Source organism: Streptomyces sp. NPDC001851, from assembly GCF_040297165.1.
Lineage (GTDB): Bacteria > Actinomycetota > Actinomycetes > Streptomycetales > Streptomycetaceae > Streptomyces.
On record NZ_JBEOYR010000017.1, the window covers coordinates 188,481 to 203,906 of the forward strand.

The window sequence follows — 15,426 nt, forward strand, 5'->3', positions numbered from 1 at the left end:
CTGACGGACACGGAACAATGGATGACGCGCCGGTGTCAGGGATCTTGCCACCGGGAGACACCTTGTCCCCGCACACGGCAGCCCCGGCTCCACCTCGACTGTGCCACGAGATGCCCGGCCGGGCAGGTCCGGGGCCCGCCGGCTCAGGTTCCGCGCAGGAAGCCGTCCCCGTGCGCGGAGATGTGGGCTTCCAGAGCGGACAGGGCCTGCTGAGTCGCCTCCGCCGACCCGGAACCGCGCCGCTCGGCGTAGTACGCCGCCCCGAGCTGCTTCAGCAGCTCGTTTCCGGCCCGCTGCTGCTGGAGCTCGTCCACCTTCTGCTTGCCCTGGTTCAGAGCGCTCTGCGCCTGCTCTTTGGCCCGGTCGAGAAAGTTCGCCATCACTGCCTCCCATTGCTCAGCGTCATCACTTCCCCCTTCCCGGCCCCGCATACCCACCCGGAGCGTGGCATAGCCCGCGGGGCCACGCATGACGGGTGGTGGCTGGTCGCGGCGGGGCCGACGGCCGTGCCGGGCGGCGGGCAGGGCGATCGGCAGGACCGGCAGTACGCCTGCCCGCGCCCGCTGGTACACGGGGACTCCGGTACACGGGGACACACCGCCACCAGGCCCGCGCGGGCGAGGAGTTCGGCGGTGGCCACGGCAACTCGGCCCCGGTTGCCGGGATTACCACTTTCCGGCCCGGTTTCCACCCGGTCAACCCGGACACCGCGGCGAGCTCGGAGCGCGTGCGGGCACTCGTGACAAGGCCCGAGTTTCGGTCACGGGGCCGAGCCTGAAATAGTTCCCCACGATGTTCGACATCCCTAGACTCCCTGCGACGGGGGTAACTCGGGGGACAACTCAGTGGGGCATGGAGTGCCGGAACTCGTACTGGAATCAAACGGACGGACCTGGACGTTGGACCCGTCCAGGCCCTACACCCTCGGCCGCGATCCGCAGGGTGACATAGTCTTCGACGACGCCAGGGTCTCCTGGCGGCACGCCACGGTCAGCTTCAACGGCAGCAGTTGGGTCATCGAGGACCATGGCAGCACCAACGGCACATTCGTGCAGGGCCGGCGGATCCAGCAGACGGAGATCGGGCCGGGTGTGTCACTGCACCTCGGCAACGCGACCGACGGACCGCGGCTGAACCTGTCCGGCGCCGCGGCCGGCCAGCAGCAGTCGGCGCCGTACGCCGCACAGGGCGCCGGCGCGCCGGGCTGGGCCCAGCCGACCCCGCCGCAGGCCGCCGCACAGCCGCAGGCACCGGCCCAGCAGGCCGTACCGCACCAGGCGTCCGCTCAGCCGCAGGCGCCGCAGCCCGGCTGGCAGCAGCAGGCGCCCGCTTTCCCGCAGCAGCAGGCGGCTTCCGCCGACTCGTACGCGCAGCAGGCACCCGGCGGTGGCGCGGGGGCGCCGCCGGCCCACGGCGACCGCAGCCCGACCACGTTCCACCAGTTCTCGCTCGACCGCGTGATGCGCATCGGCCGTGCCCTGGAGAACGACCTGGTCGTATCCGACCTGCAGGTCTCCCGGCACCACGCCGAGTTCCACGCCACGCCCGACGGCCGTCTGGAGATCCGTGACCTCGGCTCGCACAACGGCACCTACGTCAACGGCCAGCCGATCCCCAAGGGCGGCTCGGTGCAGCTGGGCCCCGCCGACATCGTCGGCGTCGGCCACTCCACCTTCCGGATCGTCGGCGACCGCCTGGAGGAGTTCGTCGACACCGGCGAGGTCTCCTTCTCGGCGCGCCACCTGACCGTCACGGTCGACGGGGGCAAGCAGATCCTGCGGGACGTCTCCTTCGGCGTCCCGGAGAAGTCCCTGGTCGCGGTCATCGGTCCGTCCGGCTCCGGCAAGTCGACGCTGCTCAAGGCGCTCACCGGCTACCGGCCCGCCAACCAGGGCGAGGTGCTGTACGACAACCGGAACCTGTACAAGCAGTTCGCCGAGCTGCGCCAGCGCATCGGTCTGGTCCCGCAGGACGACATCCTGCACAAGGAGCTGACCGTCAAGAAGGCCCTGAAGTACGCGGCCAAGCTGCGCTTCCCCGCCGACACCACCGCGCAGGAGCGGGACGCCCGCATCGACGAGGTGCTGCGCGAGCTCAAGCTGGACATCCACAAGGACAAGAAGGTCACCTCGCTCTCCGGCGGCCAGCGCAAGCGCGTGTCCGTCGCCCTGGAGCTGCTCACCAAGCCCTCGCTGATCTTCCTGGACGAGCCGACCTCCGGTCTCGACCCGGGCATGGACCGCGATGTCATGCAGCTGCTGCGCGCCCTCGCCGACGACGGCCGTACGGTCCTCGTGGTCACCCACTCGGTGGCCGAGCTGGCCCTGTGCGACAAGCTGCTGGTGATGGCGCCGGGCGGGGCGGTCGCCTACTTCGGCCCGCCGGAGGAGGCGCTGAACTTCTTCGGCTACGACAGCTGGGCCGATGTCTTCTCCGCCTTCGAGAGCTACCGCGACTACGACTGGGCGGGCCGCTGGAAGGGCTCGCAGCACTACCAGCTGTACGCCGCGGACGTCGACTCGGTCGCCCCGCAGGCGGTCCAGATGCCGCCGATGCAGGCGATCAGGCCGCCCAAGCCGCAGGGCTGGTTCTCCCAGTTCGTCACCCTGGTGCGGCGCTATGTGTCGGTCATCGCCTCCGACCGCGGCTTCCTGGCCCTGATGGTGCTGCTGCCGGCCGTCATCGGCTCGGTCAGCCTCCTGATCCACCCCGACCGCGGCCTGCTGCCCAACGGCGCCAATCCGCGGACCGGGCAGATCGTGCCCAACGGCACGGCCACCACCGTGCTGCTGATCCTCGCCGTCGGCGCCTGCTTCGCCGGTGCCGCCAACTCCGTCCGCGAGCTGATCAAGGAACGGGTGATCTACGAGCGGGAGCGCGCGACCGGTCTGTCCCGGTCGGCGTACCTGATGTCGAAGGTGTTCGTGCTCGGCGTGATCACCGGGCTCCAGGGGCTGCTGGTCGGCGTCATCGGCTTCGGCAGGCGCGAGATCCCGGACCAGGGCCTCATCCTCGGGCACGCCACACTGCTGGAGCTGTCCCTGCCGATCATGGGGCTCGGCTTCGCCGCGATGATGTTCGGCCTGATCATCTCCTCGCTGGTGAAGACGGCCGAGAAGACCATGCCGCTGCTGGTCATGTTCGCGATCATCCAGGTCGTCTTCACCGGCTGCCTGTTCGCCCTGCACGGCACGGTCGGTGTCAACGAGTTCTCGTATCTGATGCCGTCCCGCTGGGCGGTCGCCGCGGCCGGCGCCACGCTGGACTTCAACCGGATCAGCCCGCCGGAGACCGCCGGCGACAACGACCCGCTGTGGAACCACACGGCGGCGGCCTGGACCGGGGACATGATCCTGCTGATCGTGCTCGGCGTGATCTGCGGCTTCTTCGTGGCCCGCTTCCTGCGCCGGCACGAGCCGGAGGTCATGCGGAAGTAACCGCGCAGACGCCGAAGGGCGGCACCCCGCACGGGGTGCCGCCCTTTCGCGTCTGTGAGAGGTCCGCGCCGACCTCAGTACGCGCTGTTGACGTTGTCCATGGAGCCGTACCGATGGGCCGCGTAGTTGGCGGCGGCGGTGATGTTGGCGACCGGGTCGTAGATGTTCCACGACGTGCCGGGCACGTGGTAGGTGTTGAACGTGGGCTGGATCACCTGCAGCAGGCCCTTGGACGGGATGCCGTTGACGGCGTTGATGTCCCAGTTGTTGATGGCCATCGGGTTGCCCGAGGACTCGCGCATGATGTTGCGGTGCAGGCCGCTGTAGGAGCCCGGGATGTTGTGCTGCTTCATGATGTCCAGCGACTGCCGGATCCAGCCGTCGAGGTTGTTCGCGTAGGTCTTCGCGGCGACCGGCTGCATCGGGACGCGCTGCGCGGAGCGGCTCGCGGCCGCGCCGGCGGCGCGGTCCTGCGCGGCCTTCTTCGCGGCGGCGTCGGCGGCGGCCTGCTTCGCCGCGGCCTCGGCGCGCTGCTTGGCGGCGGCCTCGTCGGCGGCCTTCTTCTGCGCGGCGAACGTGTCGAGCTTGACCGTCTCGGTGGCGAGCTGGTCGGTGACCGTGCCCTTGACGTTCTTCAGCGTGGTGGCGGAGGCGACCTGGGCGGTGGCGGCCGGGGCGCCGGTGGTGACGGTGTCCGCGTTGCCGGGGACGGCCGAGAGCGCGATGGCGGCGGTGCCGAGAGCGGCGACACCGGCGACGGCGATCTTGCGCTGCTTGGTCAGGGCGCGACTATGAGCACGGCTGAGGATGTTCTTGGGCATGGCTGATGGACCTCTTCGTTGGCGCGGAGGTCGCTCCTGCGTCCGCCGGGGGAATCGGCTCCTCCCGCACGAACGCCGCGGGCTGGTAGCCGCGGCGCTGAGCGACGGGAGCAATTCTTAGCGGGCGCAAAATGCCCAGGCAAAGGTGTGACGTACGATCCTCGATAGTGGATCAGGGAGGGGCAAAACCGGACAGATTGGACGGTCTTTCCCGTTCACCCTGGGGGTTTTATCTCCTATGCCCGTTCGTACGTGATGTGGGCCCTATGCGCGGGCTCACATCGGGGACGTAACGGTCTCACCAGGAGTTGCCGCCGCAACGCGCTGCGTGAGGGCTCTCCGCCGGGAGGATGAGATGGACGTCGCCGAACTCGTGCCACAGGTAGAGCCCCCGTAGCGCCTCCTGGTAAGCACGGGCGAGGGCCGTCCTGCCCGCGACCGCCTCCAGCATCAGCAGATGCGAGGCCTCCGGCTCGTGCAGCCCGGTCAGCAGCCCGTCCACCACCCGCACCCCGCGCTCCGGCGTCACGACCAGGTCCGTCCATCCCCCGGCCGCCCGTACCGCCCCGTCCGGCCCGGCCGCCGACTCCACGGCCCGCACGGCCGTCGTACCCACCGCGATCACCCTCCCCTCGCCCGCCCGCACGGCGTTGACCAGCCGCGCCGACGCCCCCGGCACCGTGAACCGCTCCGGGTACGGCGGCTCGTGCGCCTCCGCCGACGCCACCCCCGTGTGCAGCGTGACCGGCGCGAACAGCACACCCCGGCTCACCAGCTCGGCCACCAGGCGCGCGGTGAAGGGCCGCGCCGCACTCGGCATCTCCGCACTGCCCGCCCCGTCCGGCGACGGCAGCGCGAACACCGTCTGGTACGCCGGCAGCGGCTGGTCCCGTTCCGTATACGAGTAGCGAATGGGCCGCCCGCGGGTGCGCAGCACCTCAAGGACGTCACCGCCCGGCCGGGCCCACCACAGCCGCTCCCCCCGCGGACTCAGCGGCTCCTCCAGTACCAGCCGCCCCGCCCCCGGCAGCACCACCTCCGTACCCGCGTGCGTGCCCGCACGCGCGCGGGTAGTGCCCTGCCCGTCCGGCTCCCGCACCTCGACCGCCCATCGGCCGTCATCCCCGCGCGTGGAGAAGTGCACCACCACGCGCGCGTGCCCGATCCGCCCGTCCACCGCCGCGGCGAGCGTGGGAGAGGTGTTCACCACCAGCAGGTCCCCGGCCCGCAGGAGCAGCGGCAACTCGGCGAACGCGTGATGCGTCACCTCCGTACCCCGCGACACCAGCAGCCGTACGGCGTCCCTGTCCAGCCCGGGACCGCGCTGCTCGGCGGGCACCCGCGCGGACAGCTCCGGCGGAACCCCCCGCCACGCTCGAACCGGACCGCCCCGGGGGCACCCCATGGCGACGGTCACCACGCCTGCAGCAGTGCCGCCGCCGTGTACCGGCCGCTCGCCAGGCGGCGGTCCAGCAGCCGCAGGAAGGCGGGAGCGATCTCCTCCGGCGTCGGCGTCCCCGACAGATCCGCACCGGGCTCGGCGGCGGCCAGCATGTCCGTCCGCATGCCGCCCGGATCGACCCACCACACCCGCAGCCCCGGCTCCTCCACCGCCAGCACCGCCGAGAGCTGGTCCAGCGCCGCCTTCGTCGCCCCGTACGCACCCCATGTGCGGTAGGCCTCCACCGCCGCGTCGGAGCTCACATTGATCACCGCACCCGCCGGTGCCTCGCGCAGCAGCGGCAGCGCCTCCTGCAGCAGTCCCAGCGGAGCCACCGCATTCGCCTCCAGTGCGGCCCGGAAGCCGTCCAGCGGCTGGGCACCGAGCGGCACCAGGGGGTTCGTGCCCAGGACCCCCGCGTTGTTCACCACCAGATCGACACCGCCGAGCGCACGGGCCGCCGCCACCAGCTCCGCCCGGTGCCCCGCGTCCGTCACATCCCCGGGCAGCGTCTCCACCCGCGTGCCGTGCGCGGCGGCGCTCTCCGCGGCTTCCTTGAGCGCCTCGGCGCCGCGGGCGTCCAGCACCAGATCCCAGCCCCGCGCGGCCAGCGCCCCGGCCAGCGCCCGCCCCAGCCCCTTCGAGGCCCCCGTGATGATCGCCACCGCCATGATTGCCATCCCCTCGCCGTCGTCGCCGTCGACCGCCCGCGCCGGGCCGGTGCCGACACCGTAGGAACGGCACCGCCCCGGCCGCCTCGGACGCGGGCCGCAGACCCGAGGGGCCCTTCGGCGTACACCGCACGGCCGGGGCCCCGGGATCCAGGCCCGCAGCCCTAGGTCCAGCGGACCAGGCCCGGCCGTCACAGGTCCGATCCGCGCTGTCACACCCCGCCGGTACCGTGAGGACATGAGCCAAGGTCCCCGGTCCGGCCTCGCCGCGGTCAGTTCCGCGCTGCTGGCCATGAGCAGGCACCTGGAGGTGCGCGACGTCCTCAAGACGATCGTCGCCTCCGCCCGCGAGCTGCTCGACGCGCAGTACGCCGCCCTGGGCGTCCCCGACGACCACGGCGGCTTCGCCCAGTTCGTCGTCGACGGCGTCAGCGACGCCCAGTGGAAGGCCATCGGCCCGCTGCCCCGCCAGCACGGCATCCTCGCCGCGATGCTGCACGAGGCGAAGGCCGAGCGTCTCGCCGACGTGCGCAAGGACCCCCGCTTCGAGGGCTGGCCGTCGGCGCATCCGGACCTGGTCGACTTCCTCGGCCTGCCCATCCGCGACGGAGACGAGGTCATCGGCGCGCTCTTCCTGGCGAACAAGCTGCGCCCCGCGGGCGGACACAGCCCGTGCCCGGAGGCGGACGGCGGCTGCGGCTTCACCGAAGAGGACCAGGAACTGCTCTCCATCCTCGCCCAGCACGCCGCCATCGCCCTCACCAACGCCCGCCTGTACGAGCGCAGCCGCGAGCTGACCATCGCCGAGGAACGCTCCCGCCTCGCCCACGAACTGCACGACGCGGTCAGCCAGAAGCTCTTCTCGCTGCGCCTGACCGCGCAGGCCGCCGCGGCCCTCGTCGACCGCGACCCCGCCCGCGCCAAGGGCGAGCTGCACCAGGTCGCCGTGCTCGCCGCCGAGGCCGCCGACGAACTGCGTGCCGCGGTGGTCGAGTTGCGCCCCGCCGCCCTGGACGAGGACGGCCTCATCGCCACCCTGCGCACCCAGATCCAGGTCCTCGACCGCGCCCACACCGCGCGCGTGACCTTCACCAGCAACGGCTTCCGCGCCCTGCCCGCCGCCCAGGAGGAAGCCCTGCTCAGGGTCGCCCAGGAGGCCCTGCACAACGCTCTGCGCCACTCCGGCGCCGAACAGGTCGACGTGAGCGTCCAGCGGCGCGGCTGCGGCGCCGTGCTGCGCGTCACCGACGACGGCAACGGCTTCGACCCCAAGGCGGTCCGCCGCGCCGGACGCCACCTGGGCCTGGTCTCCATGCGGGACCGGGCGAGCGGGGTCGGCGGCGTGCTGACCGTGGAGTCGGTGCCCGGCAAGGGCACCACGATCGAGATGGAGGTCCCCGGTGGCTGACGCAATCAAGGTGCTGCTCGTCGACGACCACCAGGTCGTCCGCCGGGGCCTGCGCACCTTCCTGGAGGTGCAGGACGACATCGAGGTCGTCGGCGAGGCCGCCGACGGCGCCGAGGGCGTCGCCCGCGCCGAGGAACTGCGCCCGGACGTCGTCCTGATGGACGTCAAGATGCCCGGCACGGACGGCATCGAGGCCCTGCGCAAGCTCCGCGAGCTCGACAACCCCGCGCGCGTGCTGGTCGTCACCAGCTTCACCGAGCAGCGCACGGTCGTACCGGCGCTGCGCGCGGGCGCCGCCGGATACGTCTACAAGGACGTGGACCCCGACGCCCTCGCCGGCGCCATCCGTTCCGTGCACGCCGGCCACATCCTCCTCCAGCCGGAGGTCGCCGGCGCCCTGCTCTCCCAGGAGATGAGCAACTCCGGTCAGGGGAGGGGGAGTTCACTCACCGAGCGGGAGCGTGAGGTGCTCGGCCTGATAGCCGACGGCCGCTCCAACCGCGAGATCGCCCGCGCCCTGGTGCTGTCCGAGAAGACCGTCAAGACGCACGTCTCCAACATCCTCATGAAACTGGACCTCGCCGACCGCACCCAGGCCGCCCTGTGGGCCGTTCGCCATGGCCTGACCGGCTGAAACGCCCTCACCAAGGCATCACCGAGGGCAACGCGAGGGGTCAGGGTATGGACTGAGATTCATACCGTCGTGGGAATGTCACTCGGATGGCGCACCCTCCGGTGGTCTCCGCCGTTCTCCAGTGCGTGCTGCGGCGAACCGCCGTGGTGAACGTCTAGGAGGGGTTGGAAAGTGAAGAACCTGAAGAAGGCCGCGGCCGTGACGATGGTGGCCGGTGGCCTGGTGGCCGCGGGCGCGGGGATGGCCTCCGCCACGGAGGGTGCCCACGCCTGCGGCGACGCCCAGGGCTCCCCGGGGGTCATCTCGGGCAACGTCGTCCAGGCCCCGGTGCACATCCCCGTGAACGTGGTGGGCAACAGCGCGAGCGTGATCGGTGTGCTGAACCCGGCCTTCGGCAACACCGGTCTCAACCACTGAGCTCCCGGCCCACAACGACCACAGGCCTCCCGTGTGCACCGGGAGGCCTGTCGGCTTTCCGTCGGCCGCCTACCGCGCTCCCCGCTCCCGCTCCTCCACGACGGAGTTGTACGCCGCCACCAGCGCCCGCCGCGCCGTCCGCTCCACGGGCCGCAGCGCCTCGGACCGAGCAGCCATCTCCGCGGAGGTGACCGCCGCCCCGTGCCCCCTGTCGTAGGCCAGGGACACCAGCAGCCCCACCCGCTGCGCCAGCTCCAGCACCCGCACCGCACGCGACGGGTACCCCGGCGCCAGCACCTCCCGGCCGCGCTCCGCCCGCGCCCGGTACGCGTCGATCGCCGCCTCCGCCACCGGTCCCGATCCCGCGACGTCCAGCTTCGACAGCACCGCGGTCGCCTCGCGCAGCGCCTCCGCGAGCTCCCGCTCGGCCTCGCCCAGCGACGGCACATCGGCGGGCGGCGCCTCCCGCACCGGCAGCACCTGCCAGACCACCTCGGCACGCACATCACCCTCGGGCCCGGCCTCGTACACCTGCGGCACCAGACCGAACGCGGCACCGAAGCAGACCACCGCCTCCTCGGCCTCCAGCGCCCGCGCATTGAACTCCGGCGGCCCGCTCAGCCCCAGCGGATGCCCCGGCACCGGCAGCGCGACCCGCAGCCCCGTCGCCCCCAGCGTCCGCAGCCGCCCCAGCGCGAGGGTGAGCCCCACCTGCGCGGATTCCCCGGGCAGCCCCTCCACCCGGTGCACGGTGTCGTCGCCCACAATGGCGAGCGCGGCGTCATCCGGAGAGACAAGTCCGACCAAAAGGGCATTTCCCCAAGCGGCAAGGCGTCCTGAACGCGGTTCCGAGAGCATGCACCCACCCTAAGGACAGGACCGATGGAATGGCGCCGGGCACTCGTGGCGTAGATTTCATAGGGGCTGCGCCCACCGGCGCGGCGGACCGAGCCACAGGCGTACGCGACAGCCGAGACCGGCCACACTGCAAGGGGAGACAACGCGCTCATGAGCGATGTTCTGGAGCTTCAGGACGTATCCGTGGTCCGCGAGGGCCGGGCTCTGGTGGACCAGGTCTCCTGGTCGGTGAAGGAAGGGGAGCGCTGGGTCATCCTCGGCCCCAACGGCGCCGGCAAGACCACGCTGCTGAACGTCGCCTCCAGCTACCTCTTCCCCAGCAAGGGCACCGCCACCATCCTCGGCGACACCCTCGGCAAGATCGACGTCTTCGACCTGCGCCCCCGCATCGGCATGGCCGGCATCGCCATGGCCGAGAAGCTCCCCAAGCGCCAGACCGTGCTCGAAACCGTACTCACCGCCGCCTACGGCATGACCGCCCACTGGCAGGAGGAGTACGACGAGGTCGACGAGCAGCGCGCCCGCGCCTTCCTCGACCGCCTCGGCATGAGCGACTACGTCGACCGTCGCTTCGGCACCCTCTCCGAGGGCGAGCGCAAGCGCACCCTGATCGCCCGCGCCCTGATGACCGACCCCGAGCTGCTCCTGCTCGACGAGCCCGCCGCCGGCCTCGACCTCGGCGGGCGCGAGGACCTGGTCCGCCGCCTCGGCCGGCTCGCCCGCGACCCCATCGCCCCCTCGATGATCATGGTCACGCACCACGTCGAGGAGATCGCCCCCGGCTTCACCCACGTCCTGATGATCCGCCAGGGCAAGGTCCTCGCCGCCGGCCCGATCGAGCTGGAACTGACCTCCCGCAACCTCTCCCTCTGCTTCGGCCTCCCGCTCGTCGTCGAGCAGGTCGGCGACCGCTGGACGGCTCAGGGCCTGCCCCTGTCCTGACCCTTCACCAGAGACGGTCATGAGCCCGTCCCGCTCCCTTTCGCGCCCTGTCCGCCGTCCGACCGCGGCCCTACCATGACCATGTGAACGACATCGACGCATGGGTGTGGTGGCTCGTCGGCGCGGCGGCGCTCGGAATCCCGCTCGTGGTCACCGCCATGCCGGAGTTCGGCATGCTCGCGGTGGGAGCCGTCGCGGCCGCCGTCGTCGCCGCCCTCGGCTTCGACGGTGTGATCCAGGTCCTCGCGTTCGTCGTCGTCTCCGTCGCGCTCATCGCCGTCGTCCGCCCCATCGCGGCCCGGCACGGCAGACAACGCCCCCAACTCGCCACCGGAATCGACGCCTTGAAGGGCAGGCAGGCCGTCGTCCTGGAACGCGTCGACGGCTCCGGCGGCCGCATCAAGCTCGCCGGAGAGGTCTGGTCGGCCCGCTCCCTCGACACCGGCCGCGCCTATGACGTCGGCCAGGAGGTGGACGTCGTGGACATCGAAGGGGCCACCGCCATCGTCATCTGAGACATCTGCCCCCTTCATCTGGGGCAACCGGGCCACGAGTTGGGCGACGGTCTGTCAGACTCGACCAGCAAGATCTTCAACAACCAGCGGGATCTGCCGAGGCGCTGAGGCGGAGAGGGGTACGGGGAACACGATGGAACCGGTCATCATCGTCCTGATCATTCTGGTGGTGTTGGTCTTCATCGCCCTGATCAAGACCATCCAGGTCATCCCACAGGCCAGCGCCGCCATCGTCGAGCGCTTCGGCCGCTACACACGCACCCTGAACGCGGGCCTCAACATCGTGGTCCCGTTCATCGACACCATTCGCAACCGCATCGACCTGCGCGAACAGGTCGTACCGTTCCCGCCGCAGCCGGTGATCACCCAGGACAACCTGGTCGTCAACATCGACACGGTCATCTACTACCAGGTGACGGACGCCCGCGCGGCCACCTACGAGGTCGCCAGCTACATCCAGGCCATCGAGCAGCTCACCGTCACCACACTCCGCAACATCATCGGCGGCATGGACCTCGAACGTACCCTGACCTCCCGCGAGGAGATCAACGCCGCCCTGCGCGGTGTCCTCGACGAGGCGACGGGCAAGTGGGGCATCCGCGTCAACCGCGTGGAACTGAAGGCCATCGAACCGCCCACCTCCATCCAGGACTCGATGGAGAAGCAGATGCGCGCCGACCGTGACAAGCGCGCCGCGATCCTCACCGCCGAAGGTACGCGCCAGGCCGCCATCCTCACCGCCGAGGGCGAGAAGCAGTCCCAGATCCTGCGCGCCGAAGGTGAGGCCAAGGCCGCCGCCCTGCGCGCCGAGGGCGAGGCCCAGGCGGTCCGTACGGTCTTCGAGGCCATCCACGCCGGCGACCCGGACCAGAAGCTCCTCTCCTACCAGTACCTCCAGATGCTCCCGAAGATCGCCGAGGGCGACGCCAACAAGCTCTGGATCGTCCCCAGCGAAATCGGCGACGCCCTCAAGGGCCTCTCCGGCGCCATGGGCAACTTCGGCCCCCTCGGCGGCGGTTCGGGCAACAACGGCTCGCCGGGCAACGGCGGAACGGAGCGCCGGGAGAAGCCGTCGATCGACTGACCATCCCCGGGTACGGCAGAGGGGCTCACCTTCCTCGGAAGGTGAGCCCCTCTGCCGTACGGGCTAAGCGGCGGCCTGTGACAGCCACTCCGGAAGCGCCTCGAACTCCTCCGCTCCCAAGGCAAGCAGCATCGCGTCCTGAGGCGTCGGCTCGAACGGCTGCCGAAGCAACGGCATACCCGCCTGCTCCGGAGTCCGGTCCGCCTTCCGGTGATTGTCCTCCGCACACGACGCCACCGTGTTCAGCCACGAGTCGGTGCCACCCTGCGCCCGGGGCACCACGTGGTCCACGGTCGTCGCCCTGCGCCCGCAGTACGCGCACCGGTGCCGGTCCCGGACCAGCACACCCCGCCTCGACCACGGAGCCCGTCTTCGGAACGGCACCCGTACGTACCTGCACAGTCTGATCACCCGGGGCGCGGGTATGTCCACATCGGCACCGCGCATCCGCAGTTCGGGATGGGCCTGCTCGACGACGGCCTTGTCCTGGAGCACCAGAACGACGGCTCGGTTCAGCGTCACCGTCGACAGCGGCTCGAAGCTCGCGTTCAGCACCAGCGTGTCCCGCATCCAGCCCACCTCCCGTGTGCACCTGCCCACCCCCCGGCGGGCTTGGATCAACTCTGGACGGGCGCGCCGAGATGGACAACGCAATAAAAAATGCCCGCCTCCGATCACTTCCAAGACCGGAGGCGGGCAAACGTTCAATGAACGCTCGGCTGAATCGCGACGCTCTGCTCAGCCCCGCGCGGGGTTCTCGTACTCACCGATGAGCTGCGCACGCGCGATCGCGTGGAACCGCAGATGGAAGCCGACGACCGCCGGCGACGCGTCCGCATCCGGACCCAGCTTCTCCTGGTCCACCGCGTACACCGTGAAGACGTACCGGTGCGGCCCGTCCCCGGGCGGCGGCGCGGCACCACCGAAGTCCTTCGTCCCGTAGTCGTTGCGCGCATGCACCGCGCCCTCGGGCAGACCCTCGAACTTACCGCCGCCCGCACCCGCCGGCAGCTCCGTCACGGAGGCCGGGATGTCGAACAGGACCCAGTGCCAGAACCCGCTGCCGGTCGGCGCGTCGGGGTCGTAGCAGGTCACGGCGAAGCTCTTGGTCTCCGGCGGGAAGCCCTCCCAGCGCAGCTGCGGCGAGGTGTTGCCCTCCGCGTGGACCTGGGCGCTCCTGAGCGTCGCGCCCTCCTCGATGTCCGCGCTCGTCACCGTGAACGACGGCACGGGCGGATGGAAGTCATGGGGGAGCGGCCGCCGCTTGAGCTCGGTCACCTCGGTACCTCCTGATCGATGATCTGGAACCAGCAGTCCCGAGCCTAGAACCAGTTGCGCTTGCCGCCGACCTCGGACAGCCACTGGTTGAGATAAGCCGCCCAGTCGGTCCCCTGCCAGTCGTTCAGCCCCACCTGGAAGGACCGGTAGGTGTCCGAGCCCTCGCTGAACAGACCCGGCTTCTTGTCCATCTCCAGCACGACGTCCATCGCGTACTCGTCGGCCACGAAGCTCAGCTCGACCTGGTTCAGGCCCCGGTACTGCGACGGCGGGTAGAACTCGATCTCCTGGTAGAACGGCAGCGTCTGCCGCGTACCCCTGATGTGGCCGCGCTCCATGTCCGCGTTCTTGAAGCGGAAGCCCAGCTGGATGAACGCGTCCAGGATCGCCTTCTGCGCCGGCAGCGGATGCACGTTCACCGGGTCCAGGTCGGTGGAGTCGATGGCCCGCGCGATCGCCAGTTCGGTCGTCACCCCGATGTGCATCCCGCGCAGCGCCTGGCCGTCGATCATCGTGACCGGCGTCTCCCAGGGGATCTCCAGACCGAAGGGCACCGCGTGCACGGCACCCGCCTGCAGCTCGAAGGCACCGCCGAGCCGCACCTTCGTGAACTCGATGTCCTGCTTGTACTCCTGGTCGCCGCTCTCCACCTCGACCTTGGCCTGCAGCCCGACCGACAGCCCCTCGATGTCCTGGTTCACGGACCCGCCCTGGATCCGCACCTCCCCCTGGACGACGCCGCCCGGCACGACGTTGACCTCGGTGAGCACCGTCTCGACCGAGGCCCCGCCGGCCCCGAGGCTCGCGAGCAGCTTCTTGAACGCCATTGACTCTCCCTTTACGAACGGACCTCGCCCCTACAAACGCGATCCGCCCGCCCCCGGTTCCGTCGGCGCACTGCTCCGTCTGCACTACCCTCGGAGGGCATGATCGCGCCCCCGGACCGTACGCCACTGCCCAGAGAGTTCTTCGACCGCCCGGTCCTGGAGGTCGCACCGGATCTCCTCGGCCGCATCCTGGTCCGTACGACACCCGAGGGCCCGATCGCCGTCCGTCTCACCGAGGTCGAGGCGTACGACGGCCCGAACGACCCCGGCTCCCACGCCTACCGCGGCCGCACCGCCCGCAACGCGGTGATGTTCGGGCCGCCGGGACATGTGTACGTCTACTTCACCTACGGCATGTGGCACTGCGTGAACCTCGTCTGCGGTCCCGAGGGCCGGGCGAGCGGCGTCCTGCTCCGCGCAGGCGAGGTGATCGAGGGCGTGGACCTGGCCCGCAAACGTCGAGTTTCGGCCCGGAACGACAAGGAACTGGCCAAGGGTCCGGCCCGTCTGGCGACGGCCCTGGAAGTCGACCGCGCGCTGGACGGCGCGGACGCGTGCGCCACCGGAGAAACCCCGCTGAGGATGCTGACCGGTACGCCACTAGCCTCTGACCAGGTACGAAGCGGCCCACGCACCGGAGTCGCCGGTGAAGGCGGGAACGGCGACAGGCATCCCTGGCGCTACTGGGCAGCCGACGACCCGACCGTGAGTCCCTATCGAGCCCATGTGCCGAGGCGCCGCCGAAGTTGACGCGCCCTGCGAAGGTGCGTAATGTATCCCGAGCCGCTGAACCGGGTACGGCGATCGCCTGCAGCCGGAGCGGCCAAACCACTACCAAGCCACAGCCCCTCAGCGGGGTCGTTTCTGGCGCGCCCGCGTGCCCGAATTCGAACTCGCAGGACTCGATTATGAGTCGCCGAGAGAATGAGCTAACGTAGTGAATGTCGAAAGGGCGGACGGCGAAAGCCGAAAGCCCCGCAGACATCCCGCCGACAGGGAATCGGATCGAGAAAAGATCTGATAGAGTCGGAAACACCGAAGGGAAGCCCGGAGGAAAGCCCGAGAGGGTGAGTACAAAGGAAGCGACCGTTCC

The 15,426-nt window shown here is 70.6% G+C and carries 16 protein-coding genes; 8 read left to right on the top strand and 8 right to left on the bottom strand.

Annotation, left to right across the window (positions count from 1 at the left end; genetic code table 11):
* Positions 1–143 precede the first annotated feature (143 nt).
* Entirely contained in the window at positions 144–380 is a 237-nt protein-coding gene (locus ABT171_RS25470; RefSeq protein WP_351247546.1) for a hypothetical protein, read from the bottom strand.
* Positions 381–845: 465 nt separating this feature from the next.
* Between ABT171_RS25470 and ABT171_RS25475 the strand changes: the two genes are divergently transcribed.
* Positions 846–3,437: an ABC transporter ATP-binding protein/permease gene (locus ABT171_RS25475; RefSeq protein ID WP_351247548.1), complete on the top strand. Its 2,592-nt coding sequence runs from the start codon at positions 846–848 to the stop codon at positions 3,435–3,437.
* A 74-nt stretch (positions 3,438–3,511) separates the two neighbouring features.
* On the opposite strand, the gene ABT171_RS25480 is transcribed toward ABT171_RS25475, so the two are convergent.
* The 3 genes from ABT171_RS25480 to ABT171_RS25490 all read right to left on the bottom strand — a co-directional run bounded on the left by ABT171_RS25480 (position 3,512) and on the right by ABT171_RS25490 (position 6,370).
* A complete protein-coding gene (locus ABT171_RS25480; protein WP_351247550.1) occupies positions 3,512–4,258 on the bottom strand; it encodes a transglycosylase SLT domain-containing protein in 747 nt (248 codons plus the stop codon).
* A gap of 298 nt (positions 4,259–4,556) precedes the next feature.
* Complete coding sequence (locus ABT171_RS25485; protein ID WP_351247588.1) at positions 4,557–5,663, bottom strand: S-adenosylmethionine:tRNA ribosyltransferase-isomerase; 1,107 nt, start codon at positions 5,661–5,663, stop codon at positions 4,557–4,559.
* Between the two features lie 8 nt (positions 5,664–5,671).
* On the bottom strand, positions 5,672–6,370 hold the full coding sequence (locus ABT171_RS25490; RefSeq protein WP_351247552.1) for an SDR family NAD(P)-dependent oxidoreductase: 699 nt from the start codon (positions 6,368–6,370) through the stop codon (positions 5,672–5,674).
* Positions 6,371–6,608: 238 nt separating this feature from the next.
* Between ABT171_RS25490 and ABT171_RS25495 the strand changes: the two genes are divergently transcribed.
* From ABT171_RS25495 to ABT171_RS25505, 3 genes are all read left to right on the top strand, one after another.
* Entirely contained in the window at positions 6,609–7,778 is a 1,170-nt protein-coding gene (locus ABT171_RS25495) for a GAF domain-containing sensor histidine kinase (protein ID WP_351247554.1), read from the top strand.
* Entirely contained in the window at positions 7,771–8,412 is a 642-nt protein-coding gene (locus ABT171_RS25500; RefSeq protein WP_351247556.1) for a response regulator, read from the top strand. The genes ABT171_RS25495 and ABT171_RS25500 overlap by 8 nt, the downstream gene beginning before the upstream one ends.
* A 171-nt stretch (positions 8,413–8,583) precedes the next feature.
* On the top strand, positions 8,584–8,829 hold the full coding sequence (locus tag ABT171_RS25505; protein ID WP_351247558.1) for a chaplin: 246 nt from the start codon (positions 8,584–8,586) through the stop codon (positions 8,827–8,829).
* A gap of 69 nt (positions 8,830–8,898) precedes the next feature.
* Here ABT171_RS25505 and ABT171_RS25510 read toward each other — a convergent pair whose 3' ends face one another.
* Positions 8,899–9,687 (bottom strand): Rv1486c family protein, encoded by a 789-nt coding sequence (locus ABT171_RS25510; RefSeq protein WP_351247560.1) that lies wholly within the window; start codon positions 9,685–9,687, stop codon positions 8,899–8,901.
* 150 nt (positions 9,688–9,837) lie between these two features.
* On the opposite strand from ABT171_RS25510, the gene ABT171_RS25515 reads away from it, so the two are divergent.
* The 3 genes from ABT171_RS25515 to ABT171_RS25525 all read left to right on the top strand — a co-directional run bounded on the left by ABT171_RS25515 (position 9,838) and on the right by ABT171_RS25525 (position 12,228).
* Positions 9,838–10,629, top strand: coding sequence for an ABC transporter ATP-binding protein (locus ABT171_RS25515; protein WP_351247562.1), 792 nt, complete (start codon positions 9,838–9,840; stop codon positions 10,627–10,629).
* Positions 10,630–10,712: 83 nt separating this feature from the next.
* Positions 10,713–11,144 carry an NfeD family protein gene (locus ABT171_RS25520; RefSeq protein ID WP_351247564.1) on the top strand — a complete coding sequence of 144 codons (432 nt, stop codon included), beginning with the start codon at positions 10,713–10,715 and terminating at the stop codon, positions 11,142–11,144.
* A gap of 133 nt (positions 11,145–11,277) precedes the next feature.
* Positions 11,278–12,228, top strand: coding sequence for an SPFH domain-containing protein (locus ABT171_RS25525; RefSeq protein ID WP_351247566.1), 951 nt, complete (start codon positions 11,278–11,280; stop codon positions 12,226–12,228).
* Between the two features lie 63 nt (positions 12,229–12,291).
* Here ABT171_RS25525 and ABT171_RS25530 read toward each other — a convergent pair whose 3' ends face one another.
* From ABT171_RS25530 to ABT171_RS25540, 3 genes are all read right to left on the bottom strand, one after another.
* Positions 12,292–12,798 (bottom strand): HNH endonuclease, encoded by a 507-nt coding sequence (locus ABT171_RS25530; RefSeq protein WP_351247568.1) that lies wholly within the window; start codon positions 12,796–12,798, stop codon positions 12,292–12,294.
* A 168-nt stretch (positions 12,799–12,966) separates the two neighbouring features.
* A complete protein-coding gene (locus tag ABT171_RS25535; protein ID WP_351247570.1) occupies positions 12,967–13,506 on the bottom strand; it encodes a YbhB/YbcL family Raf kinase inhibitor-like protein in 540 nt (179 codons plus the stop codon).
* A gap of 44 nt (positions 13,507–13,550) precedes the next feature.
* Complete coding sequence (locus ABT171_RS25540; protein ID WP_351247572.1) at positions 13,551–14,333, bottom strand: sporulation protein; 783 nt, start codon at positions 14,331–14,333, stop codon at positions 13,551–13,553.
* 99 nt (positions 14,334–14,432) lie between these two features.
* Here ABT171_RS25540 and ABT171_RS25545 point away from each other — a divergent pair, with 99 nt between their 5' ends.
* Positions 14,433–15,083, top strand: a complete 651-nt coding sequence (locus tag ABT171_RS25545) for a DNA-3-methyladenine glycosylase (protein WP_351247574.1) — start codon at positions 14,433–14,435, stop codon at positions 15,081–15,083.
* Positions 15,084–15,426 lie beyond the last annotated feature (343 nt).

What these genes read in the sequence shown, in the direction of transcription:
- ABT171_RS25470 (WP_351247546.1), bottom strand. Translation starts at nt 380, where the DNA reads ATGGCGAACTTTCTCGACCGGGCCAAAGAGCAGGCGCAGAGCGCTCTG.
- ABT171_RS25495 (WP_351247554.1), top strand. Translation starts at nt 6,609, where the DNA reads ATGAGCCAAGGTCCCCGGTCCGGCCTCGCCGCGGTCAGTTCCGCGCTG.
- ABT171_RS25490 (WP_351247552.1), bottom strand. Translation starts at nt 6,370, where the DNA reads ATGGCGGTGGCGATCATCACGGGGGCCTCGAAGGGGCTGGGGCGGGCG.
- ABT171_RS25525 (WP_351247566.1), top strand. Translation starts at nt 11,278, where the DNA reads ATGGAACCGGTCATCATCGTCCTGATCATTCTGGTGGTGTTGGTCTTC.
- ABT171_RS25515 (WP_351247562.1), top strand. Translation starts at nt 9,838, where the DNA reads ATGAGCGATGTTCTGGAGCTTCAGGACGTATCCGTGGTCCGCGAGGGC.
- ABT171_RS25540 (WP_351247572.1), bottom strand. Translation starts at nt 14,333, where the DNA reads ATGGCGTTCAAGAAGCTGCTCGCGAGCCTCGGGGCCGGCGGGGCCTCG.
- ABT171_RS25485 (WP_351247588.1), bottom strand. Translation starts at nt 5,663, where the DNA reads ATGGGGTGCCCCCGGGGCGGTCCGGTTCGAGCGTGGCGGGGGGTTCCG.
- ABT171_RS25510 (WP_351247560.1), bottom strand. Translation starts at nt 9,687, where the DNA reads ATGCTCTCGGAACCGCGTTCAGGACGCCTTGCCGCTTGGGGAAATGCC.
- ABT171_RS25530 (WP_351247568.1), bottom strand. Translation starts at nt 12,798, where the DNA reads ATGCGGGACACGCTGGTGCTGAACGCGAGCTTCGAGCCGCTGTCGACG.
- ABT171_RS25545 (WP_351247574.1), top strand. Translation starts at nt 14,433, where the DNA reads ATGATCGCGCCCCCGGACCGTACGCCACTGCCCAGAGAGTTCTTCGAC.
- ABT171_RS25480 (WP_351247550.1), bottom strand. Translation starts at nt 4,258, where the DNA reads ATGCCCAAGAACATCCTCAGCCGTGCTCATAGTCGCGCCCTGACCAAG.